This is a genomic window from Paenibacillus sp. MMS18-CY102, from assembly GCF_009789195.1.
In the GTDB taxonomy this organism is placed as follows: domain Bacteria; phylum Bacillota; class Bacilli; order Paenibacillales; family Paenibacillaceae; genus Paenibacillus_T.
Genome location: NZ_WSTC01000008.1, coordinates 118723 through 140626 on the forward strand (window position 1 = coordinate 118723; position 21904 = coordinate 140626).

The window sequence follows — 21904 nt, forward strand, 5'->3', positions numbered from 1 at the left end:
ATTTGCTCCGCTATTGCTGCTCACGGCTTGGCTTCGCCTTCAACATCCACGCCAATATGCCCATTGCGATGATGCCGCCGATCAGGCCAAGGCTCATATCCTTCTGCGTATCGAGCACGTCGCCTTGCAGGCCGATAAATCGTGCTTCGCCGCCTTTGCCGCCTGCCAATGCGGCTAACATTTCCATTATTTCGAACAGCCCGCTGAAACTAAGAACGACGACGGCCGGCATAATATAAGTCCAGATGCCACGAATGTGCAGCTTGCTCATCAGCCATTCCCGGAAAGGAAGCGCCCAGCACAAGCCGAACGCGAGGTGGACAACGCGGTCGTAGTAGCTTCTGTGGGTATGGAACTTTGTTTTTAACCAATGGTCGAATGGCGTTTCTTCATAGGTGAAATGGGCAGCATAGGTATGCAAGCATAGAAAGATGAGAATGAGTAAATAGGAACGGTTCGATAACCGGGCGGAACGATAAGTGAAAGCAAGAAAAGTGATTGCAACGACAATAAGAACGTTTTCGGCAAGCCATTGCAACCGATTGGTTGGGGAGATCGCCATAACGGCCCAATCGATGATGTACAAGCCAATTAGAAGTTGAAGCCAATGATTGTGTTTAAAAGGGCGATGTCCGATCAATTTACATTCCTCCAGGGGCATGGCATCTGCTATTGAATAGGGTGCGCGGTACATTGTAGAAATATGTGTAAAAAAACCGCTTGATATACCCCGTGGGGGTATGTTATACTTAGTTCAAGAGGAGGAATGCTCATGGATCGGTCCCATAAGGCGGATCAAACGCAGCAAGAGAAAATGGCTTGCCATGATGATTGTGCAACTAACGGCGGCGGTGAACGAAAGAGCCACCATTCGGATAAAACGAAGGCGAACCTCATTGCCCGGCTGAATCGAGTGGAAGGGCAAATCCGTGGGATCAAAGGATTAATTGATAAAGATACGTATTGCGACGATGTGTTGAATCAGATCGCTGCAGCCCAATCCGCTCTGAATAGTGTGGGAAAGCTGCTGCTAGAAAATCATTTGAAAAGCTGCGTGACCGAAAGGCTGCAAGAAGGCGATGAGCAAGTGATTGCTGAGTTGATGATTACGATGAATAAACTAATTCGATAAGAGGAGCGTGTGAGTATGCAAACTGTCACATTGAAAGTAGAAGGCATGTCATGTGGGCATTGTGTCAATGCAGTTGAAGGTGCGCTACGTGAAGCTGGTGCCGAAGGCAAAGTGAATCTCAGTGCAGGTGAAGTTACAGTCGAGTTCGATGAAACGAAGCTGGAGCTTCAAGCAATCAAAGCGGCAATCGAAGACCAAGGGTACGATGTTGTGTAATATTGTGGATGGCCGCCTGGCCGGCGGCTTCCTTGAAAGGCTTATTTTTTTAAAGAAATATATACCCCACAGGGGTATGAGTTGAAGGGGACTGTTGCGATGAATAACCAAACGGAATTCGAACAAACGACACTTCAAATAACTGGCATGACATGCGCGGCTTGCGCAGCACGAATTGAGAAGGGGCTTAATCGGCTTCCCGGCGTTAATCAAGCAACAGTCAACTTCACAATGGAAACAGCGATGGTCGATTTTGATCATGCGCATGTGTCGGTTGCTGATTTGACGCAGAAGGTTGAGCAGCTTGGGTATCATGCCAACGAGAAGCGGTCGGAAGAGGCAGTAGCGATCGATAAACAACGTGAAATCAAACAGAAAAAACAGCAGCTGCTCTTATCTGCACTGTTATCTTTGCCGCTGCTCTGGTCGATGGTCAGCCATTTCTCATTTACGTCTTGGATCTATATTCCTGAATTTCTAATGAACCCTTGGGTGCAGCTAGCTTTGGCGACACCAGTACAGTTCGTCATCGGAAGATCATTCTATATCGGCGCCTATAAGGCACTGCGTAATCGAAGTGCGAATATGGATGTGCTTGTCGTGCTCGGAACGTCAGCTGCTTACCTATACAGCTTGTACAAAACGATTGACTGGTCTACGGCAGTTGAGGCCCACGGCCATGCGAAACATGCACCGGATTTGTACTACGAGACCAGCGCCATTCTTATTACCCTTATTTTGTTAGGCAAATGGTTCGAAGTGCTCGCCAAAGGGCGCTCTTCGGAAGCGATTAAGAAGCTGCTCGGCTTGCAAGCAAAGACAGCGAATGTTATTCGCGATGGCGAATTGCTCACGCTTCCGATCGAAGCTGTAATCGTGGGCGATCATGTAATCGTGAAGCCTGGCGACAAAATTCCAGTGGATGGCCAGGTGATCGAAGGGTATTCGACCATTGACGAATCAATGCTGACAGGCGAGAGCATTCCAGTAGACAAACAAGCCGGTGATACGGTTATTGGCGGAACGGTCAACCGGAACGGCAGCTTAACCATTCAAGCGACGAAAGTTGGAGCGGAGACGGCATTAGCGCAAATTATTAAAGTTGTCGAGGATGCGCAAGGCTCCAAAGCGCCGATCCAACGTGTCGCGGATGTGATTTCGGGCATATTTGTACCGATTGTCGTTGGCATCGCCTTGGTTACGTTCATCGTCTGGTTCTTATGGGTAACGCCAGGCGAATTCGCGCATGCGCTAGAGAAAGCGATAGCGGTACTTGTTATTGCATGCCCATGCGCGCTTGGGCTCGCGACGCCAACATCGATTATGGCAGGCTCAGGACGTGCAGCTGAGTATGGCATTTTGTTCAAGGGCGGGGAACAACTCGAAACGCTGCACAAAATCAATACGGTCGTACTCGACAAAACAGGCACGGTAACCAAAGGCAAACCAGAGCTAACGGACATTCTGCTCGCAGAAGGGCTTGCCGCACAAGGGCTCAATGAAACACGCGTGCTACAATTGATCGCATCGGCAGAAAATCACTCGGAGCATCCGCTTGCTAGTGCTATCGTAACGGGTCTCGTAGCCAAAGGCGTCACCTTGCTCGCAGTTGAACAATTTCAGGCGATACCTGGCTTTGGCATTCAAGCGAAAGTCGATGGCAGCGAGATTTTGATCGGGACGCGCAGGCTGCTGCAGCGTGAAGGCATCGCGATCAGTTCTAGCGTATCGGCAGCGATGGAGGCGCTAGAAAATGATGGAAAGACGGCGATGCTGGCCGTTATTGATTCGCATTATGCCGGGTTGGTTGCCGTCGCAGATACGATCAAAGAATCGTCCAGAGAAGCGGTTGCTGGCCTGCTGCAAGCAGGGATTGAAGTCATTATGCTAACTGGCGATAATGAACGGACGGCGCAAGCAATTGCTAAGCAAGCAGGCATCACGCGTGTCATTGCAGAAGTGCTGCCAGATGGCAAAGCGGCGGAAATTAAGAAGCTGCAAGCTGAAGGCAAACTCGTCGCCATGGTCGGCGATGGCATCAACGATGCACCGGCTATCGCAACGGCGGATGTCGGAATCGCAATCGGGACTGGAGCCGACATTGCGATGGAAGCAGCCGATGTGACGCTCATGCGCGGTGAGTTAACGAGCATAACAGAAGCAATCGCCATGAGCCGCCGCACGATGGCTAATATTAAGCAGAATCTCGTGTGGGCGCTCGGTTACAACACGTTAGGCATCCCAGTTGCAGCAATTGGCTTATTAGCGCCTTGGGTGGCTGGCGCGGCGATGGCGCTTAGCTCAGTATCCGTCGTCTTAAATGCATTACGGCTGCAGCGGGCTAAGCTTTAATAGATCGGCAGCAGCAGGGCTGGCAATCGTCGCGGATTGCCAGCCTTTTTGTGTTCTGCTTGACATTGTAAAGCCTTATCGATATACAATTACTTGCAAGGAAACAAACTTGAACGATAGCTTCATCCATTAGCTAAGGTGACCATAAAGTCGCGAAAACGCGGCTTTTATTTTTTATAAGAAAGGGTCGTGACCGGAATGCGGCAACGGCTTCAAAATATGAACACGCTGCGCAATCAAATTCTGGCTATGTTTCTGCTCGTTATGGCGATTGTGCTATGCTTTGTCGGCCTAACTACTTATACACGCGTTTCTGCGCTGATCAAAAACAATGCAGAGCGCCAATTGAAGCAAACAGCAAACGAAGCGACCGGCAGGTTGGAAACGCTTTACCGCCAGCTGGACATGCTGTCCAGCCAAGTCATGACCACGGCGGAAGTCCAGAAGCTGCTTTCGCAACATACCTTCGGGCAGCGGGCAAGCTTGCAGCAGCGCCAATCCCTCATGCAGAGCGTAAGCACGTTTCAGGTCTATTCGGATGGCATTCAAGCGTTTGACTTGTACGCCAACAATTACAGCAGCATGTTCCCGCTTGATGACACGACATTGAGCGGAAGAATTGGCGCTGCATGGATTCAACAGGTGGATTTGGCTAGAGGCAAGCTTGTGTGGATCGGTCCAGACCCAAAAGATTCAAATTATTTTTTGGCTGTACGGCAAGTCAGGTTGATCGATCACTGGTTTGCCAGCGGCGGTTATTTGCTCATTCGCGTCAATCGCAGCTATTTTGATCTTGGGGAGCAAGGGGGCCGGCAGCACAATGAGCTCATGATGCTGCTTGACCGTAACCTGTCGCTCATCACTTCCAATTACGAAGGGAATAGTAAGGCTGTTATTCAGATGAACGGACAGACGATCATGATTCGCGGCAAGGAATATATTCAAGTTGGCCAAAAATCGGAATTGACTGGCTGGAAGCTTGTCATTCTAACCCCGATCAGCACGGTGCTTGAAGGAATTACCGTCCTTCGGACCGCGATTATCGTTTCTGGGTGCGTCGGATTTTTAATCTGCTTGCTCTGCTCCTTTTTCCTATCTTCAATGATTACACGGCCGATATTACGGTTGATTAAGACGATGCGGGGATCTCGTCTGGGCGAAATGCGCCCAAGCCCCGAGGTGCAATCGACCGTAGAAATTAATGAGTTGACGAAAACGTATAACCAAATGGTTGAGCATATGAATGAGCTCATTCAAGTGATCTACGAGAAGGAGTTAGTGCGCAGCCGATCTGAGCTCAAGGCGTTGCAAGCGCAGATCAATCCCCATTTTTTATACAACACGCTTGAGGCGTTGTTCTGGTCCTTGCAGGAGAAAGAAGAGGAAGAGCTTGCGGAGCTTGTCGTTGCGATGTCTGAGCTGTTCCGCTATACGATTGGCAGTGAAGGAACGAGCGAATGGGTGACATTCAGTGCCGAGCTGGAGCATATCGAACACTATATGCAGCTGATGCAGCTTCGAATGGGTGAGCGTTTAACTTGGGAAATCGAAGTCGCGCCCGGATGCCTAACTGTCCGAATTCCGAAGCTTATTATTCAGCCCATCGTTGAGAATGCCATCCTTCATGGGATTGGGAATAAGAAGGGGCCAGGCTGCGTTTCGCTGACGATAAAAGCGGACACAACAACAGCAAGCTGGCTCGTAAAAGTGAAGGATGATGGTCCGGGCATGGACGAAGAGACAGTCCTGAAGCTTATGCACGAGCATGATTTAGGTGGCATTACGAATGCAAAGGGCAATGGAATGGCAATTGCGAACGTGAACAAGCGGCTGCAGCTTTACTATAAGGACCAATCGTTACACGGGCTTTCCATACGGAGCAATTTAGGCGAAGGGACAGAAGTATCATTTTTAATTCCGGGAGATGAGAGCTGGCATGAAATACAATAAAACGATACTAATCGTGGATGATGAGCCGAGAACACGCGAGGGTTTAAAAAAAACGTTAAGCACATGGGCAGCTAACCGTTATGAAATTGCAACAGCAGAAAACGGTGACGACGCATTAGCGATACTATCGGAGCGGCCTGTCCATCTTATGCTAACTGATATTCGTATGCCTGAGATGAATGGATTAAGCCTAATAAATGCCATTAAAGGGCAAGGGCGGGACCCGGTTGTTATTTTGTTATCAGGCTATTCGGAATTTGAATATGCGCAGGAAGGCATTAAGCTAGGGGTCGTGAACTATTTGCTCAAGCCAATTACTAGAGCTAAGCTCATCGAAGCGGTTGAACAAGCGTTGCGCATATGCGATAGCCGTGAGCGAATGGGGACGATGGAGAAAATCGTCGATCAGCAGTTGATGGAGGCGAAGCTGCAAGATGTACGCATTCCACAGCCGATTCAAGACGCAATTCAATATGTCGAAGCGCGAGTACAATCGCATATTAGCTTGCGTGAGGTGGCAGACCATGTCCATTTGAACGCCAGCTATTTTAGCTCATTATTCAAGGAGAAGATGGGCATGAACTTCAGCGAATTTCTAACGCGAAGCAAAATGCAAGCGGCCAAAAAGCTGCTTCTGTCCACGGCGATGCCGGTCGCGGCAATCGCAGAGGAAGTGGGCTACCAGTCGACCAAATATTTTATGACGCTCTTCAAAGAATACGAGGGCATTACGCCAAGCCAATATCGCAAGGATATGCCGCAAGGCGATATCGTATGAGGAGTGGCTCCCTAAATATAGTGAACCTTTCCCTAAACGCCGTTACCTTATGCGGACGCTAAGAAAGCGTTAACATTGGATATGTGAAGGAGAATGCAACGAACATTAGGGGGATGGATCATGGTTAAAAAATCGCTATCAATCGTTATGGCGGCCACAATGGCTTCAGCTTTGGCGCTTGCAGGCTGCGGCAGCAGCAGCGACAGCAAGCCAGATACTAGCACGCCAGATGGAAGCGCTTCATCCAGTTCGGGCGAGAAAGTTACGATCAAGATGATGCATCTATGGCCATCTGGAAGCTCCAAGCAACAGAACATGATTGTGAACGACATTATTAACGAATACCAGACGGCGAATCCGAACGTAACGATCAAACAAGAGATTTTGGAAAACGAGCAATACAAAAATAAGCTAAAAGTGCTATCCGCATCGAACGATCTGCCGGATGTTGGCATGACTTGGGCTGCTGGATTTCTTGAGCCGTATGTAAAAGGCCAGCTATTCGCACCGCTTGACGACACGCTAAACGACGGATTGAAAGATTCCTTCGTATCGGGCACAACCGACGCGTATGCGATCGACGGCAAGACGTATGCCCTTCCGCTAGAATTGAATATCACGCCAATTTACTATAACAAAGCCATTTTCAGCAAATATAGCTTGGAAGTTCCGCAAACCTATGAGCAATTCAAGCAGGCGGTTACTACGCTGCAAAACAATGGCGTTGCGCCAATCGCGCTTGGCAACAAGGATCGCTGGACGGGCTCGCTCTGGTACATGTATTTGGCTGACCGCCTTGGCGGGCAAGACACGCTGCGCAATGCAGTCGCTCGAACGGGATCGTTCGAAGACCCGAGCCTTGTGCAAGCTGCGCAAGAAGTTCAGGATCTGGTGAAAGCGAAAGCGTTCAACAAAGGCTTCAACGGCTTGTCGAATGATGAAGGCAAATCCGAATTCATGAACGGCAAAGCAGCGATGTACATGATGGGCACGTGGGAGCTGCCGAACTTTACGACGAACGAGACGATTCCGCAAGAGTTCCGCGATAATGTCGGGTTCTTCAAATTCCCGACAATCGAAGGCGGAAAAGGCAATATCGATAGTTGGGTAGGCGGTCCTGGCGTTGGGTTGTTCGTCGCCGAGAATTCGAAAGTGAAAGACGAAGCGAAGAAGTTCGTAAAGTTCTTTGTACAAAAATGGGGCGAGCAATCGGTCACGAAAGCTGGCGTCATTCCTGCTACGAAGGTAGATACGTCGAAAGTTAATCTTCCGCAAATGTACATCGACATTTTGAATGAGCTTGGCAATGCGAGCAATATTACGTTGTTTGCAGACGTTCAAATGAGCCCGAGTGTTGCACAAGTCCATTTGAACATGATTCAAGCGTTGTTCGGTGATGAAGTATCGCCAGCTGATTTTGCGAAAAATCATGAGAAAGCATTAGCAGAACAAGCAGGCAAATAATCGATAAACAAGGGAACAGGGAGAAGGGCATATCCGCTTCATGCTGCGATATGCTCTTTTCTTATACCCGAGTACGTCCTCAAGGAGTGTGAATGAACGATGGATCGTGTCATGTCGAACAAAAAAATGATCGCGTTATATGTGCTGCCCGCTTTCATGCTCATCCTCGCGCTTATCTATGTGCCAATCATCCTGACAGGCTATTACGGCCTAATGAAGTGGGATGGCATCGGAACGATGGAATTTATCGGGTTGGACAACTATAGCAGGCTCGTGCAGGATTCCGATTTCTGGCAAAGCGCCTATCATTCCTTCTTGTTGGCATTGTTCTCGGCAGCCAGCTTGATCGGTTATCTAGCGATAGCGCTCGTATTATCGGGCCAAGTGAAGGGCGCGAATCTGCTTCGCAAAATATACTTAGTTCCGATGCTGCTATCCTCAGTTGCAATCGCACAGCTATGGCTGAAAATCTATCATCCAACTAGCGGCGTATTGAACAGCTTCCTAACCTCGATTGGCGGCAGTGGCTCAGTCGAATGGCTATCGAATACAAAAATCGTCCTGGCAGCCATTTTCATCCCAATTATTTGGCAATATGCAGGCTTTTACATTCTGATTTACTATGCTGCACTCAAAAACATCCCGTCATCGCTCATTGAAGCGGCGCGGATCGATGGCGCTAACCCTTGGCAAATCGCATTCCGCGTCAAAATCCCTTTGATTTCCAATGTGGCTAAAGTAACGGTCGTCCTCGCGATTGTCGGTTCGCTCAAATACTTTGACCTGATTTATGTTATGACCGACGGTGGCCCCAACGGTGCGAGTGAAGTAATGGCATCTTACATGTACCATCAAGCCTTCCGCAGCTTCGACTTCGGTTATGGCAGCGCAATTGGTTTCTTCCTGCTATTGATCTGTCTTGTTGTGACCTGGATGATCCGCAAATTAACTGCCTCAGGCGATGATATTCAATATTCATAACGTTGGATTTACGTATATTCGGAAGAAGGAGGGAGCCCATGATGGAACCGACCATTCTAGCTCCACGCAAATTTGCACGCCTTACGACGCATCCGTGGTGGCGCGGCACAGGGATGATGGTGTTGTATGCCATTCTTGCGATCATCGCGATTATTCAAGTATTTCCGTTGATATGGCTGCTGTTTTTCTCGCTTAAAGATAATCAAGAAGTATTCAATCTATCGCCATTCGCGCTTCCAACACATCCCAAATGGGAGAACTACACCAAAGTATGGACGGAAGGCAACATTAGCCGTTACTTCTTGAACAGCGTTTGGTATACGGCGGCAGCTGTATTATTAACGGTATTGCTTGCAAGCCTTGTCACGTTCGCTCTTACACGAATGAAATGGAAGCTGAAAGGGACAGTCCTTGGGCTATTTATGGTCGGGCTTATGATTCCAGTGCATTCGACGCTTATTCCTTTATTCCAAATGTTCATGAAAGTGAACCTGACCGACCATCCTTTGTCGATTATTTTGACATATACGGCGTTCAATTTGCCGCTTACGATCATGATATTGTTAGGATTCTACCAGTCATTGCCGCGGGAGGTAGAGGAGGCAGCCGTAATGGATGGCTGCTCGGTCAACCGGATTTTCGCCCAAATCGTCCTTCCGATGACCTCTTCAGTCGTAGCTACGACTGTCATCATTAACATGATCTACAATTGGAACGAATTCGTTTTTATTAACACGTTTATTAGCTCTGATCACCTCAAAACGCTGACGGTTGGCATCCAGAACTTTATTGGCCAGTATACGACAGATTGGGGCGCGATCGGCGCAACGTTGATGATCAGCATTTTGCCCATTCTCATTGCGTTTTTTGTCTTGAGCAACCGGATCGTAGAAGGCATTACGGCGGGTTCGGTTAAAGGTTAATCATATCTTATGAATGCAATAACCTTTCGTATGCTAGTTTCATATACTAGTAGAAAACAAAGAAGGTGATGGCATGACGATTCAGTTTTTAGACGGGAGACTATCTGTTTTTCGAAATGACAGTGCGGGAACGGATCTATTGACAGATACGCCACTGTTAATCGGGGATGTTGGTTTACAGACAGGAGCGGCCGCATTACTAGGCAACGTAGGTGATGTACGCGTTGCACTGACTGGAACAGTAGGCATATTTACAGAAGGCACAGGTGCAGAAATTATTTTAACGGTTGAACGTAATGGCACGGATTCCGCTGGGTCGGGTGTTTTGATTCTTACGGAATCATTTTTCACGAATGGGTTAAGTTCGGTTGTCCCTATTAGCGTATCAGCTGGTGACTTTCCAACCGCTTCTGAAGTCGCTGCTGGAGAAATTCGATATACGTTATTCATTGCAGCTATCATATCTGAAGGTTCAATCCTCCTGTCGGGACCTGTCGTTTTTAATGGGACAGCATTTGCAGGTACAACAACGTCGTAGTGCAATATGGTGTTAAAGCCCGTCGCATGTTGCCGACGGGCTTTTTCGGGTGCGAAGTTAAACCAGTCGGAATTAATGAATAGTCACGCCAAGCGAGCGATAAACACCTGTCAAAATAAAGCCTGGAAGAATAAGTTGCATAATGAATGATTTCGGTATCTTCAGATGAAATATATCTTAAATAGGGAGTAGATGCAGGCTTGCTGGGGTAATAAGTAAGGGGAGTAAGTTTGGTAAACGATGGTCGTTACAAAGAAAACTGCTTCAGAGGTGTATGTTACCTATCATAGTGGACCAGATAATTTAGATTTTGAAGATAAGGCGCTTGCAGACGTTGCCGCTAATAAGAATCTTTGGCTATTGAAATTTGAATAAAACATTTCGTTGATTGGGAGAACTCGTGTCTAAAAAACTTATCCTTAGTCTTGTCTCAGTAATATTGGTCGTGGCTATTGTCGTCACTTACTTTATCAGTTTCAACCATGAGATTCATGTATCTGCCATTAGCGAGAAACCGTTAAACAGCAGCGATAAATGGATCGAGAGCATCCGAAACACGGTTCATGATCGAAGTAAGATGCTTGAAATTCACGACGTTAATCCACAATTGCTGAAGAATGATGGCGAGTATAAGTTGATTACAGTTACATTCGAAATTGATAATCAGCATATCCGCTCAATGAATAACGTGCGATTTGATTTTGAGCCATCTGAGAATATAAAAAGTAATATTGTTGTTTTCGCGGATGAGCCAGTAGCGAGGGATATCGAACGCCGAAGCCGGGGAATGATTGAGTTGTGTGTTTTAGTCAAGACATCGAACTTGAACGCAAACATTGATCCAAAACAATTGTTAAAAGACAGTGTCGCCGTTATTAAATGGGGCACATCGGGCAAAAAAGCGATAACGTTTTAATCAAATCAAATCCAAAGCGGCCTTAGTTCGATATGCTATCGGATTAAGGCTTTTAACAATTAGGAAAACAGCCTTTAATATGATTAACAAAGTGAGGGTCGTTAGACGCTTGTCTTTTGTTGTGTCCACTCTTGAGATTTGGGCCTATTCCTACTATGATGTAAACAAATCCATTTCCGTTGAAGGAAGCAAAGGAGATTCGGCCATGTGCAGAAACATCAAAACATTATACAATTTTAGCCCGCCAGCGACCGAAGATGAGGTTCATGCAGCGGCGCTGCAATTTGTTCGCAAATTGTCGGGTTTCAACTCGCCGTCGAAAGCGAATGAAGCCGCTTTTAATGAAGCGATAGAAGAGATTGCGGCTGTCGCACATAAGCTGTTAGGATCCTTAGTTACAAATGCAGAACCTCGCAATCGCGAGGTTGAGGCAGAGAAAGCGCGAATTCGTAATTTGCAACGTTTCGGAGAATAGACACATTCCCTTATTTGTCCGGCTATGTGAATGCTGGTATCATTATTAGTAGAGAATGATTGAGCCAGGTCACACAGATTGAGGTGGATAGGGATGAAAACAATCGCGATTATTGGCGGGGGCATTACAGGCCTCGCGACCGCTTATTATTTACAAAAACAGATCGACGAACGGAAGCTGGCAGCAACGATTGTGCTAATTGAAGCCAATGAACAGCTTGGCGGAAAAATTGCAACCTATCCGGTAGATCCTTTCATCATGGAAACCGGAGCTGATTCTATCGTCGCGCGCAAATCGAATATGGCTCCATTGCTGGAAGAGCTTGGCCTGCAGGACGAAATCGTCTATAACGCAACGGGGCGTTCATATATTCATGTCGATGGCGAGCTAAAACTCATTCCGGAGGAGGCCGTATTTGGCATTCCGCTAAGTTTGGAGTCGCTAGCAGGCAGTACGCTTGTATCTGCTGAAGGCAAAGTCGAGGCCTTGCGGGACTTTTATACGCCGAATACGACATTTACGAAGGAAGACTCCATCGGGCATTTTCTAGAGAGTTTCTTAGGGAAGGAACTGGTCGAGAAGCAGATTGCTCCAGTGCTGTCCGGGGTGTATTCCGGGGAGCTGCATGGGCTGACGCTTGCCTCAACGCTTCCCTACTTGTTGGATTACAAGAATGAATACGGCAGCATCATTCAAGGGCTTGCAGCGAATCGGTCGAAGTTTAAGGGCAAGGGCGATAAGAAGTTTTATTCCTTCGCCAATGGGCTCTCATCACTTATCGATCGAATGGAAGAGCGAATGCCAGCTGTCGATATTCGAAAAGGGACGAAGGCGGAGCGAATCGTTAAAGGTGAGGGAACTGATTATTCGATTCAGCTTCAATCCGGTGAGGCCATTCAAGCAGACAGTATTGTGCTTAGCACCTTGCATCCAGTCGCGCAATCACTGCTGCAATCGCCGGTGTTGGATCAACAATTCGACCAGCTTCGCAATAGCTCGCTTACTAGCGTCTATATTGCTTTTGACATTGATGATAATAAGCTTCCGCTGGACGGAACAGGCTTTATTGCTGCCGAGAGCAGCTCATTATCTTGCAATGCATGCACCTGGACAAGCCGCAAGTGGGCACATACGTCGAACACAAGCCAACTGCTTGTTCGGCTGTTCTATAAGAGCACAAAGCCTATTTATAAGAAATTGCAGGACGGGACGGAACAAGACTGGTTACAGGCAGCATTGGCGGATGTAAAGGATGCGATGGGCATCGTTGCGGAGCCGCTGCATTATGTCGTGACCAAATGGGACCATACGATGCCGAACTATCATATCCAGCATCATTCGGTTGTTCGGTCGCTTGAGACGAAATTGGCTGAGCAATACCCGCATGTTCGGCTGGCTGGGTGCTCGTATTACGGAGTTGGCATTCCAGACTGCGTTGCAAATGGCGAACAAATCGCAACTGAGCTCGCCGACTGGGTAGCTAAGGATGGGCAATGAGGGAAAGTACGACATTTTTCATTGATTAGTGTGGTGGAACGGCTGTCCATGCTAACCGAATATCGGTTATAATAAGAAAATAGATCAAAGTAGAAAGTGGGAGCAACATGGGCCGTAAGTGGAATAATATTAAAGAGAAGAAAGCTTCGAAAGACGCCAATACAAGCCGGATTTATGCGAAGTTCGGTCTAGAAATTTATGTAGCAGCGAAGAAAGGCGAACCAAACCCTGAATCGAATGCTGCACTGAAATTTGTACTTGAACGCGCCAAAACGTATAATGTGCCGAAAGCGATCATCGATCGTGCGATTGAGAAAGCCAAAGGCAGCTCGGACGAGCATTACGAGGAGCTTCGTTATGAGGGCTTCGGGCCGAGTGGCTCCATGATCATCGTTGACGCATTAACTAACAACGTGAACCGCACAGCTCCCGTCGTCCGCTCTGCTTTCAATAAGAGCGGCGGCAACATGGGTGTCAGCGGCTCTGTTTCGTATATGTTTGATGCAACTGCCGTAATTGGCGTAGAAAACAAATCACTCGACGAAGTAATGGAAATTATGCTCGAAGCAGACGTAGACGTACGTGACATTCTCGAGGAAGAAGAGTCGATTATGGTCTATGCCGCGCCAGACCAGTTTAATGCCGTACAAGAAGCATTCAAAAACGCAGGCATAACGGAATTCGTCGTAGCTGAAATTACGATGCTGCCACAAAACTATGTAACGCTGCCAGAAGATGCGATCGCTTCGTTCGAGAAGCTCATTGATGCATTGGAAGATCTCGAAGATGTTCAACAAGTGTACCATAACGTAGAATTCGAGTAAGGCTTGCTAGAATTCAAAATGAAGAACGGTCACCTATGGGGTGACCGTTTTTTGTTGTCATTTTTTTTGGTGAATCGCCAGTTATATGCCCGCTTATTACATCGAATCCGCGAACATAGGCAAATCTGGCTGAACCGCCGCCATCGCTTGTTTCTTCTTCTTATCGGTAATATGCGTATAGATCTGTGTTGTTGAAATATCGGCATGCCCGAGCAGTTCTTGCAAGGTGCGCAGATCGACTTTATCCGTTGAAAGTAAATTCGTTGCGAAGGAATGGCGAAGCTTATGGGCGGAAAGTTTGCGCTCAGCTATATGCTCATGCTGTTGCTTAAATTGCTCGAACGTTCGCTCCACGATAAACTGCACCGTACGGCGGGAGATGCGCCGGCCTAGCCGTGAGACGAAGAAGGGGTGGTCATTTTTTCGCTTCGGCGGTATGCGCTCCTGCAGGCACTGCTTTAATAAGGCTATGATGGAGGGCTGGAGCGGAATATAGCGCCATTTGCGGCCTTTGCCCAGGATACTCAGTTGGCCAGATGATGAATCAAAGTCTTGCACATCCAATTGGGAAACTTCGCTTACCCGCAAGCCGCAGTATGACATCAGCGCGAGCATGGCAATGTCCCGTACCCGAAAGTGTCCTTCTACGGATCGCAGCAGTTCCCCTAAATCGCTTTCTTCCAAATAAATAGGGAGCCGATTTTTTTCCACCTTTGATTTGGAAATGTCCACAGCAGGGTTATTGTCCATTCGTTCAAATTCAATCATGACTTTGAAAAATAATCGGATCGCAGATAGGGCACGGTTACGGGCGCCATCGCCAGCACCGCGTTCACGCGCATCCGTTAAATGGGACATGACATCAATCTTGCGGATGGAGGTCAGGTGTTTGCCTTGCAATGAACGGCACAGCAATTGAATATCGTTGAGGTATCCTTGCTGCGTATCTTTCGTATAGCCGCGGTCTTTCATCCAGATTTTGAACATATGTAAATCTACTTCATAAGCTTCCAACGTCATGATAGGCTCCTTGTTGTGGAAATAAGGTAAATTAGCGCTTAAATCAGCATGGATTACGATTCAACTTTTTCTATTATATCGCATTTGAACACGAACTGCATGAAATGTGTATTTCACGCAGTTCAAAATCGCAAATCACAACCAGCCGAATCGCCGGATTAGCACTATAATAGCCTTAAAAACTAAACATTTGCAACTTTTGTTTGCTTTATTTCGTTAATTAGTAAGTAAGAGTAGAAGTCTTGCAAATTTACTTTAATTGAAAGGGGAAAAAGTTGAGGACTGTTATGATTTTGCTTGGGGTAGCGATTGTAGTGCTCGTTGCGGGATGTTCTTCTAGTAACGATGGGGAGGACAACATCTGGACCTATAAGGAGGGCTACGTCGCTGCCAAACAGAATAGTAAGGTGTTAGTTGTGAGGGATGAGATTAGTCGTTCGAGTAAACAATCTAATGGCCGTCTTCTATTGAAGGCGGTTGTTTGGATTGTCAAGTGTTTTTAGAATTATCATTAAAGTTAACATAATAAATGTTATGTAATTTATTATTTATTTTAATGTTCCGATTTGAAAGCTCTTAAAGTACGTATTATGATAGAAAATAGAACAAGCAGACTTAACGATGAATCGCAACATTCGGATCAGCAAGACGGAGGAGGGAGAGAACGATTATGGTCATCCATATCGATGATGTGAGCTGGGTGCGCGACGGCGCAACGATTTTGAAAGATGTGAATTGGACGGTTGAGCCTGGAGAGCATTGGTGTATTGTCGGGCTGAACGGTTCAGGCAAAACGACGCTGCTGAATATGATTAACGGGTACATTTGGCCAACCAAAGGCAGTGTATCGGTCCTGGGCAAAAAGTTTGGCGAATACGATTTGCGCGAGCTTCGCAAGTCGATCGGTTGGGTGAGCTCTTCGCTCCAGCAACGGCTTTATGGCGGGGAAACCGCAATCAATATCGTCTTAAGCGGCAAATATGCGACAATTGGGCTGTATGACAAGCCGGATGAGGATGCTCTTGAGCAAGCACATGATTTGCTTCGGCTGCTCGGTTGCGAGAAGTTGGCGAATCGCACATACAACACGTTCTCGCAGGGGGAACGCCAGCGCGTATTGATCGCCCGGGCGTTGATTGCAGCGCCGAAGCTGCTCATTTTGGATGAGCCCTGCACCGGGCTCGATGTATTCGCACGGGAATTGTTGCTTCGTATGGTTGAGCGGATCGCCCAGCAGCCGAATGCGCCAACACTCCTTTTTGTTACCCACCATATTGAAGAGATTATGCCGGTCTTCAATAGAACGTTGCTGGTCAAGCAAGGCGAGATTTTCGGCGCCGGTCCTACACAGGACATATTGAACACAGAACTGTTATCCCGTTTCTTCGACGCTCCGCTTGAAGTAGAACACCGTAACGACCGGGCTTGGCTGCATCCGCTTGGCGTTATTGAGACAAAAGCGTAATGAAATAACTATAATAAAGAAAAACACGCCAGAACAATCGATTTCGGCGTGTTTTTTGTTTGTCAGGATCAGGCTAGTTCAGTTTAAAGCCGTACTTCTTGAAGACAGCACCTGCATCTTTGGATTGCAAATAGGTGTAAAATTCAGTCGCTTCTGCAGCATGTTTCGATTCCTTAATGACGCCTGCCGGATAGACGATAGGGGAGTGTACGCTGGACAGAATGTTCAATGCAATTTTTACTTTCTTAGAGGTGAGCGCGTCCGTTTTGTACACGAAACCTGCATCCACGTTGCCCGTCTCCACATAGGTCAGCACTTGTCGTACATCTTTGGCATAAACCAGCTTGCTTTGCAGGGAGTCCCAAATGTTGCGAGCCGTTAGCGTTTCTTTCGCATATTGGCCTGCTGGCACCGTCTCTGGTTGGCCAATGGCAACTTTTTTGATGCCATTATCAGTCAGTTGTTTAACTGTTGTGAAGGTTTTCTTGGAATCGGAAGGGATGACGAGCACAAGCTCGTTGTTCAAAATTGTTTTGTTGTTGCCAATCAAACCTGCTTTTATGAGAGCATCCATCTGTTTTTTTCCTGCAGAGAAGAAGAGGTCGGCTGGCGCACCTTGCTCAATCTGCTTTTGGAGTGCACCTGAGGAACCGTAGTTAAATGTGAGGTTAATGTCGGGATGTGCTTTTTCGTACGATTTTTCGATCTCATCCAAGCTATCCTTCAAGCTCACAGCCGCGGAAATGAGCAGCTCCGTAGGAGCCTTAGCTGCGATGGCGGGTTGAACAGGAACAGCAAGCAGGGCAATGATGAGGACAAGGCTAAGTAATGATAATAGCTTTTTCACAATAAATCTCCTCCAATAATGTGATAGATGCAGCCTGAAAATAAAACAAAACCATACTAGTTATAACTAGATATGCCTAAATATATATCGGTAATCGAATGAAGTCAATCGTTTATGTGAAGTTAGATAACATAAACAGTGTAGTTTTTTTGAAAGTTGAAGCATACATTGACATCTTGGAGCAGAAAGCGTATGATCGATGTTAATCGTAATTATTACACATAAAATTTGATTCGTCTTATGTCGTGTGCCATCAACACACATTCATCTGTTCATGACCGTGTGCCGTTTCAACGTTCGGCAGCAAACATTCACAGCTTTTAATCGTAATAATTACGAAAATATCAAATTAAAGTAGCACAAGGAGCGGAAGCGAATGCAAAACCAAACAGTTGATTCACGAATCCCCGTGACGGTTTTAAGCGGTTATCTTGGGGCTGGCAAGACGACGCTGCTTAACCATGTTTTGAATAACCGAACAGGGCTAAGGGTGGCCGTGATTGTTAACGATTTGAGCGAAGTAAATTTCGATGCGGATCTCATTCGAGATGGCGGGGGACTCAGCCGCACGGATGAGAAGCTGGTAGAAATGTCTAATGGCTGTATCTGCTGCACGCTGCGAGAGGATTTGCTTCGCGAAGTGGAGAAGTTGGCCAGAGAAGGGCGATTTGATTATATTCTGATCGAGTCAACAGGAATTGGTGAGCCTATTCCCGTTGCCCAAACCTTTACTTACGAGGACGAAGAAGCTGAGATTCACCTATCCGAGCTTTGCCGGCTTGATTGTATGGTAACTGTCGTAGACGCATTCCGCTTCTGGACGGACTTCGCCTCAGGTGAAACGTTATTGGATCGGCAGCAGGCAAGCGATGAGCTGGATACAAGGGATGTTGTCGATTTGCTTATCGCCCAGATCGAGTTTTGTGATGTGTTGATTCTTAATAAATGTGACTTGGTTGAGAGCGAAGCACTCGATCAATTGGAATCGATGCTCCGAAAGCTTCAGCCGCGGGCACGGTTCATTCGGTCAGTCTATGGCGTGGTACCTGCTCATATGCTATTGCATACGCATTTGTTTGATTTTGAAGAGGCAAGCGCATCAGCGGGGTGGATGAAGGAATTGACGCAAGCTGTACATACGCCTGAAACCGAAGAGTATGGCATTTCATCCTTCGTTTATGAAAGGGATCGCCCATTCCATCCCGATCGCCTCATGCAGTGGATGTCCGAATGGCCTACAGAGATCGTTCGCTCCAAAGGAATTGTTTGGTTAGCCTCCCGCAACGACATGGCGCAAAGCTTTAGCCAAGCCGGTCCATCTGTACAATTCGGATCCGCGGGACATTGGGTTGCTTCGCTTCCAGAGGAAGAGCAGCAATCGATTCTCGAGCAGGATCAAGAGCTGCATACAAGCTGGCATCCGCAATACGGGGATCGAATGACAAGAGTTGTGTTCATCGGCGTTCACTTAGAAAGGAAACAGATCGAAACAGAACTGGACCATTGTTTGCTTACAACTCCCGAGTTGGAGTTAGATTGGCAGCAGTTCCATGATCCATTCCCGCAGCAGCCGTCCGCTTGACGAATCGTGCGGTATTACGAAACAAGAGAAAGGGAAAGCGCATCACGCGTTTTCCCTTTTTGTTGTTATGAAAATTTGCTTATCGGCGCAATCCGCATTATTCTGGACAAGGATCATTTTTCTATAGTTCATTGAAGGGGAACGTCTATGACCTTTGCAATTCTAATCTTTATCGCAGCCGGGATTGCCGAAATCGGCGGAGGCTATCTCGTTTGGTTATGGTTACGTGAAGCTAAGCCGCTCTGGTATGGAGTAGCTGGCAGCATTATCTTGATAGGTTATGGCATCATTCCTACGTTCCAGAGCTTCCCATCCTTCGGGCGTGTTTATGCGGCATATGGTGGCGTATTTATCATTCTTGCCGTGCTGTGGGGCTGGGGTGTCGATAAGAAAATGCCGGATCTATATGATTGGATCGGTGCTGCAATTTGCTTAGTTGGCGTATCTGTCATGCTATGGGCACCGAGAGGCAGCTAGATAGCTGGTGTACAGAAGCGAACGATTTACAAACTTATTTAATGGAGGAATTTAAATGACACAACTATCCATTCTCGATTTTTCGTTTAAGGACGATGAGACACGCATGAAAGATTTTCAGTTCATTCAGCAAGTGTTGCAGCTCAATGTATTATTCGAAAGTGATGTTTACAGTTCTATGATGGATGAGACGGGTCTGTCCATCGGATTTATGAATACGAACGAGTTGGAGGAAGCCGCACAGGAGGGCTATAAAGCGTCGGTCGTTCCTAACTTTTCTGTGGATGCTACTAAATTCGACGCGATGCTTGCACAGGCGTTGGAGCAGGGCGGCAAGATTTTAATGCCCAAAACATACATTGAAGGGACAGGCTTCTACGCGATTATTCAAACGCCTTCTGGGATTAATCTAGCGTTAGCGGAACAGCCAACAGAATAGGCCGAGGCTTTCTTGCCTTCATTTCATTAGCCCGCGAAATCGGTTACAATAGGGAAATAGTTGAATTGAGACATAAATGGAGGGCAATGTGGTGCAGCAGAATGTTGGCAAAATTACAGAGATTAACCGCTACCCGATTAAATCTTTTGCTGGTGAAAGCTTAGAATCATGTGAGATCGAACCGTACGGCATGGTTGGGGACCGTTTCGCAACCTTTTACGATGAGACGAAGAAAGATTGGTGGAAATATATCACCGTAAGGAACATCCCTAATTTGTTCACGTATAAAGCACAGTACATCGATGGAGCAATTCAGGTGACAGCTTCGGATGGACGAACCTTCGGTTGGGATGAAGAGCTGTTGCGTGAAATTCAAAGCCAAACCGAAACACAAATTACGATGTCTAACATAAAGGATCCACATCCCGAGCATCCGCATCTCTTATCGGTCGAAGGGGCAAGCATCTTGCTCATTACCGATTCCAGCATGCGAAAGCTGCAAGCGCAGTGGGGAAAAGATCTCGATCAACGCCGTTTCCGGGGCAATTTCGTTGTGACGGTGAATGATGATGCCATTGATGAGGGCGATTGGATCGGCAAGCAGCTGACCATCGGTGACGCCCAGTTGCATGTCGATAAGTATTGCGAGCGCTGTGTCGTCATTACGATGGACCCGGACACGCTGGAGAAAGACCCGTCGCTGCTTAAGCTGGTGCACCAGGAGTATAACTTACATTTCGGCGTGTACGCTTCCGTCGTGAAGACTGGCAAGATCAAGCTCGGCGATGAGGTTATCGTTTCAAATGCTATATAATATAAGTTTATATAAAATCGCAGGGCGCTGGCCAGATTATTCTGAGCTATGCGTTCTTCTTTATTTCTTATGTCATGGCACATAAAAGTACAATTTGGTTGAGTATATGTGCGTGTGCATCATGATTTTGAATTCGGGGGCGTATGAAATGAAGGCTGTAACTTATCAAGGCAAACCGAGAAATATGGGAATTACCCTGGTGGACAAGCTGAATATTTGAGAATCCCATATGGAAATTACACGCCGTTCGTCATTCCTCAAGACTGACTCAGCAATTTGCATGGCTAAAAGGTGCAGAGCGAGTTATCGCCGTTGATTACTTTGAATACCGCTTGCTTCGCGCCCGTACATTAAATCACTGTGAAACGTTTGATTTTACGCAATTCGATGATATGGGGGAAACGTTAAAGGAGATTACGAAAGGCGGAGCGGACGTTGTCATCGACTGCGTAGGCATGGATGGAAAAAAGTCAGCTCTTCTTTGCTCGCAACATTACGATCAAGATGGGACAGGCTCCCGCAAGAGCGTATATGTCCCACATCTATGAGCTTATAAGAAAAGGGAAGGTCAATCCTGCCGCTATTATTACCCATCGGCTTCCTTTATCTGAAGCTGCGTACGGATATGACATTTTCAATCAAAAGCTTGATGAATGCGTAAAAGTGATATTGAAGCCTTAATCAAATCGGGCTTGTAATGGTGCCCACCAGAATGCCAAATAAATAGATATAAAACAAAAAGCGCTAAGCATCGATCAGGAGGCCAAGCGCTTTTTTGCCTATTCATTTCTTATTTCATCGGTTGCCCTTGATTCACAGGTGTTGTCGACTCCGCGTATGTCTTATGGCACATCATATTCGATAGGCGAGGCACATAAACCGTTTCGCCAGCTCGCAACTGTTTTGGATTCGACAAATGCATGTTTGCTTCTTCTAGAATCGGTTGAGGCATGTTATATTGGTGCCCGATTGAGGCTAACGTATCACCTGATTTTACTTGATGCTGGGCAAAAATCATATCGTCGGACTGGCCGTCCCTAAACACAGGAAAGAAGAATGGCGAGAAAGCAAAAAACGGGAACAAAAACCGTCCAGGGAAAAACGGATGGGCGAACGGGCGAAAGAACGGCCTGCCGAAACCTCCGCCAAATCCGCCAGATCCAGGGAAAAATCCACGATCCATTATATAACCTCCACGATCGATATAGTCAACT

General features: G+C 47.0%; 22 protein-coding genes and 1 pseudogene. 19 read left to right on the forward strand and 4 right to left on the reverse strand.

All coding sequences use genetic code 11. The annotated features are described in order from the left end of the window. Window positions 1-10 precede the first annotated feature (10 nt). Complete coding sequence (locus GON22_RS07955) at window positions 11-640, reverse strand: DUF2238 domain-containing protein (protein WP_160395579.1); 630 nt, start codon at window positions 638-640, stop codon at window positions 11-13. A gap of 132 nt (window positions 641-772) precedes the next feature. Between GON22_RS07955 and GON22_RS07960 the strand changes: the two genes are divergently transcribed. The 13 genes from GON22_RS07960 to GON22_RS08020 all read left to right on the forward strand — a co-directional run bounded on the left by GON22_RS07960 (window position 773) and on the right by GON22_RS08020 (window position 14046). Then, entirely contained in the window at window positions 773-1132 is a 360-nt protein-coding gene (locus GON22_RS07960; RefSeq protein ID WP_442954362.1) for a metal-sensitive transcriptional regulator, read from the forward strand. Between the two features lie 15 nt (window positions 1133-1147). Continuing rightward, window positions 1148-1348, forward strand: coding sequence for a cation transporter (locus GON22_RS07965; RefSeq protein ID WP_160395580.1), 201 nt, complete (start codon window positions 1148-1150; stop codon window positions 1346-1348). A gap of 99 nt (window positions 1349-1447) precedes the next feature. Beyond that, window positions 1448-3700, forward strand: a complete 2253-nt coding sequence (locus GON22_RS07970) for a heavy metal translocating P-type ATPase (RefSeq protein ID WP_160395581.1) — start codon at window positions 1448-1450, stop codon at window positions 3698-3700. A gap of 198 nt (window positions 3701-3898) precedes the next feature. Further along, on the forward strand, window positions 3899-5650 hold the full coding sequence (locus tag GON22_RS07975; RefSeq protein ID WP_160395582.1) for a sensor histidine kinase: 1752 nt from the start codon (window positions 3899-3901) through the stop codon (window positions 5648-5650). Then, the gene (locus GON22_RS07980; protein WP_160395583.1) at window positions 5637-6428 is read left to right on the forward strand and encodes a response regulator transcription factor; all 792 of its coding nucleotides are present in this window, start codon (window positions 5637-5639) and stop codon (window positions 6426-6428) included. The genes GON22_RS07975 and GON22_RS07980 overlap by 14 nt, the downstream gene beginning before the upstream one ends. Window positions 6429-6548: 120 nt before the next feature. Continuing rightward, window positions 6549-7892 carry an extracellular solute-binding protein gene (locus GON22_RS07985; protein WP_160395584.1) on the forward strand — a complete coding sequence of 448 codons (1344 nt, stop codon included), beginning with the start codon at window positions 6549-6551 and terminating at the stop codon, window positions 7890-7892. Window positions 7893-7991: 99 nt separating this feature from the next. Continuing rightward, on the forward strand, window positions 7992-8873 hold the full coding sequence (locus tag GON22_RS07990; protein WP_160395585.1) for a carbohydrate ABC transporter permease: 882 nt from the start codon (window positions 7992-7994) through the stop codon (window positions 8871-8873). 113 nt (window positions 8874-8986) lie between these two features. Beyond that, window positions 8987-9796 carry a carbohydrate ABC transporter permease gene (locus GON22_RS07995; RefSeq protein WP_237179074.1) on the forward strand — a complete coding sequence of 270 codons (810 nt, stop codon included), beginning with the start codon at window positions 8987-8989 and terminating at the stop codon, window positions 9794-9796. A 73-nt stretch (window positions 9797-9869) separates the two neighbouring features. After that, window positions 9870-10334 (forward strand): hypothetical protein, encoded by a 465-nt coding sequence (locus GON22_RS08000; RefSeq protein WP_160395586.1) that lies wholly within the window; start codon window positions 9870-9872, stop codon window positions 10332-10334. A gap of 400 nt (window positions 10335-10734) precedes the next feature. Continuing rightward, window positions 10735-11250, forward strand: coding sequence for a hypothetical protein (locus GON22_RS08005; protein WP_160395587.1), 516 nt, complete (start codon window positions 10735-10737; stop codon window positions 11248-11250). Between the two features lie 205 nt (window positions 11251-11455). After that, window positions 11456-11725, forward strand: a complete 270-nt coding sequence (locus tag GON22_RS08010) for a DUF2277 domain-containing protein (protein ID WP_160395588.1) — start codon at window positions 11456-11458, stop codon at window positions 11723-11725. A gap of 93 nt (window positions 11726-11818) precedes the next feature. Next, on the forward strand, window positions 11819-13222 hold the full coding sequence (hemG, locus tag GON22_RS08015; RefSeq protein ID WP_160395589.1) for a protoporphyrinogen oxidase: 1404 nt from the start codon (window positions 11819-11821) through the stop codon (window positions 13220-13222). A gap of 107 nt (window positions 13223-13329) precedes the next feature. Then, complete coding sequence (locus GON22_RS08020; RefSeq protein ID WP_160395590.1) at window positions 13330-14046, forward strand: YebC/PmpR family DNA-binding transcriptional regulator; 717 nt, start codon at window positions 13330-13332, stop codon at window positions 14044-14046. Between the two features lie 96 nt (window positions 14047-14142). Here GON22_RS08020 and GON22_RS08025 read toward each other — a convergent pair whose 3' ends face one another. Continuing rightward, window positions 14143-15066 carry a tyrosine-type recombinase/integrase gene (locus tag GON22_RS08025; RefSeq protein ID WP_160395591.1) on the reverse strand — a complete coding sequence of 308 codons (924 nt, stop codon included), beginning with the start codon at window positions 15064-15066 and terminating at the stop codon, window positions 14143-14145. A gap of 670 nt (window positions 15067-15736) precedes the next feature. Here GON22_RS08025 and GON22_RS08030 point away from each other — a divergent pair. Beyond that, window positions 15737-16531, forward strand: a complete 795-nt coding sequence (locus GON22_RS08030) for an ABC transporter ATP-binding protein (RefSeq protein ID WP_160395592.1) — start codon at window positions 15737-15739, stop codon at window positions 16529-16531. Between the two features lie 73 nt (window positions 16532-16604). On the opposite strand, the gene modA is transcribed toward GON22_RS08030, so the two are convergent. Further along, window positions 16605-17342 carry a molybdate ABC transporter substrate-binding protein gene (gene modA / locus GON22_RS08035; protein ID WP_336604281.1) on the reverse strand — a complete coding sequence of 246 codons (738 nt, stop codon included), beginning with the start codon at window positions 17340-17342 and terminating at the stop codon, window positions 16605-16607. Window positions 17343-17754: 412 nt separating this feature from the next. Between modA and GON22_RS08040 the strand changes: the two genes are divergently transcribed. The 5 genes and pseudogenes from GON22_RS08040 to GON22_RS08060 all read left to right on the forward strand — a co-directional run. After that, complete coding sequence (locus GON22_RS08040; RefSeq protein WP_160395594.1) at window positions 17755-18960, forward strand: GTP-binding protein; 1206 nt, start codon at window positions 17755-17757, stop codon at window positions 18958-18960. 147 nt (window positions 18961-19107) lie between these two features. Next, a complete protein-coding gene (locus tag GON22_RS08045; RefSeq protein WP_160395595.1) occupies window positions 19108-19437 on the forward strand; it encodes a YnfA family protein in 330 nt (109 codons plus the stop codon). A 55-nt stretch (window positions 19438-19492) separates the two neighbouring features. Then, complete coding sequence (locus GON22_RS08050) at window positions 19493-19876, forward strand: VOC family protein (RefSeq protein WP_160395596.1); 384 nt, start codon at window positions 19493-19495, stop codon at window positions 19874-19876. A 91-nt stretch (window positions 19877-19967) separates the two neighbouring features. Beyond that, window positions 19968-20690: an MOSC domain-containing protein gene (locus GON22_RS08055; RefSeq protein ID WP_160395597.1), complete on the forward strand. Its 723-nt coding sequence runs from the start codon at window positions 19968-19970 to the stop codon at window positions 20688-20690. Between the two features lie 174 nt (window positions 20691-20864). Beyond that, window positions 20865-21371, forward strand: a pseudogene (locus tag GON22_RS08060) (zinc-binding dehydrogenase); the annotation flags it as partial. Window positions 21372-21480: 109 nt separating this feature from the next. Here GON22_RS08060 and GON22_RS08065 read toward each other — a convergent pair. Further along, a complete protein-coding gene (locus GON22_RS08065; protein WP_160395598.1) occupies window positions 21481-21873 on the reverse strand; it encodes a LysM peptidoglycan-binding domain-containing protein in 393 nt (130 codons plus the stop codon). Between the last annotated feature and the right edge of the window lie 31 nt (window positions 21874-21904).